This window comes from Cellulosimicrobium cellulans, from assembly GCF_001722485.1.
GTDB lineage: Bacteria > Actinomycetota > Actinomycetes > Actinomycetales > Cellulomonadaceae > Cellulosimicrobium > Cellulosimicrobium cellulans_A.
This window is the reverse complement of sequence record NZ_LWGL01000217.1, coordinates 1-4492: the sequence shown is the minus strand read 5'-3', so window position 1 is coordinate 4492 and position 4492 is coordinate 1. Positions and strand designations below refer to the sequence as shown.

The window sequence follows — 4492 nt, the reverse complement described above, 5'->3', positions numbered from 1 at the left end:
GACGCCACGCCCGCGACGCGCGCCGCGGCGCAGGACGCCGGGCTGCAGGTCGCCGACGACGTCGCCGCGCTGTGCGGGCAGGAGCCGGACGTGCTCGTGCTCGCCGTGCCGCTGCGCGCGATGCGCGCCGTCGCGACCGAGGTCGCACGCCACGTGCGGGGGGCCACGGTGGTCACCGACGTGGGCAGCGTCAAGGGCGCGGTGCGCGACGCGGTGCGCGCGGCGGGGCTCGAGGCGCGCTACGTCGGCGCGCACCCCATGGCCGGCACGGAGGAGTCGGGCTTCGCGGCGTCGGACACGGCGCTGCTCGACGGCGCGCGCTGGGGCGTGACGGTGGACGCGTCGACGCGCGCCGACGCGCTCGCGACCGTGCTGCGCCTCGTCACGGGCCCGCTCGGCGGGACGGCGCACGTCGTCACCGACGACGTGCACGACGAGGCCACCGCGCTCGTCAGCCACGTGCCGCACGTCCTCGCCACGGAGCTCCTCGGCGTCGTCGCGGACGCCCCGGTACGGGACGTCGCGCTCGGGCTCGCCGCGGGCAGCTTCCGCGACGGGACGCGCGTCGCGCGCACGGACCCGCGCCGCACGGAGGCGATGGTCACCGACAACGCCGCCTGGGTCGCCTCGGCGCTGCGCGTCGTCCTGCGCGACCTCGAGCAGCTCGTGCAGGCGCTCGAGCAGAACGCCCCCGTCGGCGCGTTCTTCGACCGCCCCGACGTGGTGCGCGCGCTCCTCGCGCAGGACGACGCGGTGCGTGCGCCCGAGCGCGTCGAGCTCGACGCGGCCGGCCGGTGGCGCGAGGCCCTCACCGCGCTCGGCGCGGCCGGGCGCGTCGTCGTCGAGGTCGTCGACGGGGCGGTCGTCGTCCGCTAGGCCTCAGGCCGGGCGACGCGGCGGGCGCGGCGGAACGGCCTTGGCCGCCACGATCGCCGCCCGGGGCACGACGACGAACGCCGGCTCGGGGTCGCGCGGCCCGTGCCCGCGGTGCGGCACGCTCCCGCCGGCGTCCTCGCGCAGCGTGACCTCCTCGGACGTGACGCTCACCACCACGCCGATGACGTCCGTGAGCGTCCTGCCCGAGGCTGCGGCCTCCGCGTCGGTGAGCCGGCGCCGCACCACGACGCGCGTGCCGGGCGACCAGGGGTCCCGTGGCGCGTCCTCGCGACCCGCTCCCGACGCCCCCGGCGCGCGCCGTCCCTGCTCGCGGGTCATGTCACGTCCGTCCACTGTCTGGTCCGCGGCGGGCGACCACCGCCCGACCTGAGCGATACTAGACGCGCATGCCCTCCCGGACCGCCCGCGGCCAGGACGGCGGACCGTGCCGCACGGGACGCCGTCGCCCCTCCCGCCGCGGTCCGACCGTCGCCAGAAAGGTTCCCCGGTCGTGACCTACGTGATCGCCCAGCCGTGCGTCGACGTCAAGGACAAGGCGTGCATCGAGGAGTGTCCGGTCGACTGCATCTACGAGGGCAAGCGGTCGCTGTACATCCACCCGGACGAGTGCGTCGACTGCGGCGCGTGCGAGCCGGTGTGCCCGGTCGAGGCGATCTACTACGAGGACGACGTCCCCACGGAGTGGAGCGACTACTACCGCGCGAACGTGGAGTTCTTCGACGACCTCGGCTCGCCCGGCGGCGCCGCCAAGATGGGCCTCATCGAGAAGGACGACCCGATGATCGCGGCGCTCCCGCCGCAGGCCTGACGCGGCCGCGCGTCGGCATGGGACTCGCCGACCTCTCCGGTCTCGCCTACCCCTGGGACACGCTCGGCCCGTACGTCGACCGCGCGCGCGCCCACCCGCGGGGCATCGTCGACCTGTCCATCGGGACGCCGGTCGACCCGACGCCGGCGGTCGTCCGCGACGCGCTCGCGGCCGCCGCCGACGCCCCCGGCTACCCGACGACGCACGGCACGCCCGCGCTCCGCGAGGCCGTGGCCGCGTGGTTCGCGCGGCGCCGCGGCGTCCCCGACCTCGACCCCGCGGCCGTGCTGCCGACGATCGGGAGCAAGGAGCTCGTCGGTCTCCTGCCGTCGCTCCTGCGGCTCGGGCCGGGGGACGTCGTCGTCCACCCGCGCACCGCGTACCCCACCTACGACGTCGGGGCGCGCCTGGCGGGCGCGACGCCGCTCGCGACCGACGACGTCGACGCGTGGGCGGGGCGCCGCGACGTGCGGCTCGTGTGGGTCAACTCGCCGAGCAACCCGACGGGGCGCGTCCTCGACGCCGCGCACCTCGCGCGCGTCGTCGCCGCGGCGCGCGAGATCGGCGCCGTCGTCGCGAGCGACGAGTGCTACGCCGAGCTCGCGTGGGACGAGCCGTACGCGTCGGGCGGCGTCCCGAGCCTGCTCGACCCGGCCGTGGCCGGCGGCTCGCACGACGGCCTGCTCGTCGCCTACTCCCTGTCGAAGCAGTCCAACCTCGCGGGGTACCGGGCGGCGTTCGTGGCCGGGGACCCGCGGCTCGTCGCCGACCTCCTCGCGACGCGCAAGCACCTCGGGATGATCGTCCCGGCGCCGGTCCAGGCCGCGACGGTCGCGGCGCTGACCGACGACGCGCACGTCGCCGCGCAGCGCGCGGTGTACGCGGGCCGGCGGAGCACCCTGCTCGGGGCGCTCGGCCGCGCGGGGCTCGCCGTCGACCACTCCGAGGCGGGGCTCTACCTGTGGACCCGCCGTGCGGGGGAGGACGGGGGCTCGGCGGACTGCTGGGAGACGGTCTCCGCGCTCGCCGACCTCGGCATACTGGTCGGACCGGGCGCGTTCTACGGGACCGCGGGCGCGGGCCACGTCCGCATCGCCCTCACCGCCTCGGACGAGCGCGTGCAGGAGGCCGCCTCCCGGCTGTCCGCAGCCTGATCCTTGGGTGTGACCCAGGTCACGGTATCGTGACGATCGTGTGACGGTCCTGGATTGGTCACGTGCGGCGGACGCGCGGTACGGTCGAGCGCGCAACGGCGCGAGCAGCAGCAGGAAGGGAACCATGACCACCACCCAGCAGGCGAAGGTCCGCCTCCTCGTCGACGACCAGGCGCAGGACCTGCCCGTGGTCGCGGCGTCCGAGGGCAACGACGGCATCGTCGTGTCCTCCTTGCTGAAGTCCACCGGCCTCGTCACGGTCGACCCGGGCTTCATGAACACCGCCTCGTGCGAGTCGAGCGTCACGTACATCGACGGCGAGGCCGGCATCCTGCGCTACCGCGGCTACCCGATCGAGCAGCTCGCGGAGCGCTCCAGCTTCCTCGAGGTCGCGTACCTCCTCATCCACGGCGAGCTGCCCGACGCGGCGACGCTCGACGCGTTCGTCGAGCGCGTCAACCGCCACACGCTCGTGCACGAGGACTTCCGCACGTTCATGGGCACGTTCCCGCGGGGCGCCCACCCCATGGCGGTGCTCTCGTCCGCGATCAACGCGCTGTCGACCTTCTACCCGGAGTCGCTCGACCCGTTCGACGACGACACGGTCGAGCTCGCGACGGTCCTGCTGCTGGCCAAGACGCGCACCATCACGTCGTACCTGCACCGCCGCCGCGTCGGCGAGCCGCTGCTCTACCCGGACTACTCGCGCGGCTACGTCGACGACTTCCTGCGCATGACGTTCGCGACGCCGTACCAGCAGTACGAGGCCGACCCGGTCGTGGTCGACGCGCTCGACAAGCTCCTCATCCTGCACGCGGACCACGAGCAGAACTGCTCGACGTCGACCGTGCGCGTCGTGGGGTCGTCGCACGCGAACCTCTACGCGTCCGTCGCGGCGGGCGTCAACGCGCTGTCGGGCCCGCTGCACGGCGGCGCGAACGAGGCCGTGCTGTCGATGCTCGACAAGATCGCGAACGCCGAGTACGACGTCGACACCTTCATGCGCAAGGTGAAGGACAAGGAGGACGGCGTCCGCCTCATGGGCTTCGGCCACCGGGTCTACAAGAACTACGACCCGCGCGCCGCCATCGTGAAGAAGTCCGCCGACGCCGTGCTGTCCACGCTCGGCAAGAAGGACGAGCTCCTCGACATCGCGATGCGCCTCGAGGAGATCGCGCTTCACGACGACTACTTCATCGAGCGCAAGCTCTACCCGAACGTCGACTTCTACACCGGCCTCATCTACAAGGCGATGGGCTTCTCGCCGGCGATGTTCACGCCGCTGTTCGCGCTCGGCCGCATGCCCGGCTGGATCGCGCAGTGGCGCGAGATGATGAAGGACCCGCAGACGAAGATCGGCCGCCCGCGCCAGGTCTACGTGGGCGAGACCGAGCGCGACTACGTGCCGGTCGCCGACCGCTGACGGCCGGCCTCTCCGCGCCGCTCCGGACGCCGCGCACCCCGCCGGGGTGCGCGGCGTCCGTGCTCCCGGCTCAGGAGGGCGGCGTCGCGACGGTGAGGCGGACGGTGCCCGCGGGCGGCGCGGTCGTGTCGTCCGCCGCGCGGTCCACGACCTCCCACGTCGGCTCGGCGCGCGTCCAGCGGCGGTCGGCCACGTCGACGGCGACGACGT

5 protein-coding genes are annotated in these 4492 nt (G+C 74.4%); 4 read left to right on the top strand and 1 reads right to left on the bottom strand.

From position 1 onward, the window contains the following. On the top strand, window positions 1-876 hold an 876-nt coding region (locus JZ5iCDA_RS15860; RefSeq protein ID WP_083260086.1), incomplete at its 5' end, for a prephenate dehydrogenase. A gap of 3 nt (window positions 877-879) precedes the next feature. Here JZ5iCDA_RS15860 and JZ5iCDA_RS15855 read toward each other — a convergent pair. Then, window positions 880-1215: a putative acetyltransferase gene (locus tag JZ5iCDA_RS15855; protein WP_069388020.1), complete on the bottom strand. Its 336-nt coding sequence runs from the start codon at window positions 1213-1215 to the stop codon at window positions 880-882. 172 nt (window positions 1216-1387) lie between these two features. Between JZ5iCDA_RS15855 and fdxA the strand changes: the two genes are divergently transcribed. The 3 genes from fdxA to JZ5iCDA_RS15840 all read left to right on the top strand — a co-directional run bounded on the left by fdxA (window position 1388) and on the right by JZ5iCDA_RS15840 (window position 4282). Beyond that, the gene (gene fdxA, locus JZ5iCDA_RS15850) at window positions 1388-1705 is read left to right on the top strand and encodes a ferredoxin (protein ID WP_024841122.1); all 318 of its coding nucleotides are present in this window, start codon (window positions 1388-1390) and stop codon (window positions 1703-1705) included. Window positions 1706-1722: 17 nt separating this feature from the next. Then, a complete protein-coding gene (gene dapC, locus JZ5iCDA_RS15845) occupies window positions 1723-2859 on the top strand; it encodes a succinyldiaminopimelate transaminase (RefSeq protein ID WP_069388019.1) in 1137 nt (378 codons plus the stop codon). A gap of 124 nt (window positions 2860-2983) precedes the next feature. Continuing rightward, on the top strand, window positions 2984-4282 hold the full coding sequence (locus JZ5iCDA_RS15840; RefSeq protein WP_069388018.1) for a citrate synthase: 1299 nt from the start codon (window positions 2984-2986) through the stop codon (window positions 4280-4282). The last annotated feature ends 210 nt before the right edge of the window (window positions 4283-4492 follow it).

Coding starts and splice junctions, on each gene's coding strand:
- JZ5iCDA_RS15855 (WP_069388020.1), bottom strand. CDS start 1,215: ATGACCCGCGAGCAGGGACGGCGCGCGCCGGGGGCGTCGGGAGCGGGT.
- JZ5iCDA_RS15840 (WP_069388018.1), top strand. CDS start 2,984: ATGACCACCACCCAGCAGGCGAAGGTCCGCCTCCTCGTCGACGACCAG.
- dapC (WP_069388019.1), top strand. CDS start 1,723: ATGGGACTCGCCGACCTCTCCGGTCTCGCCTACCCCTGGGACACGCTC.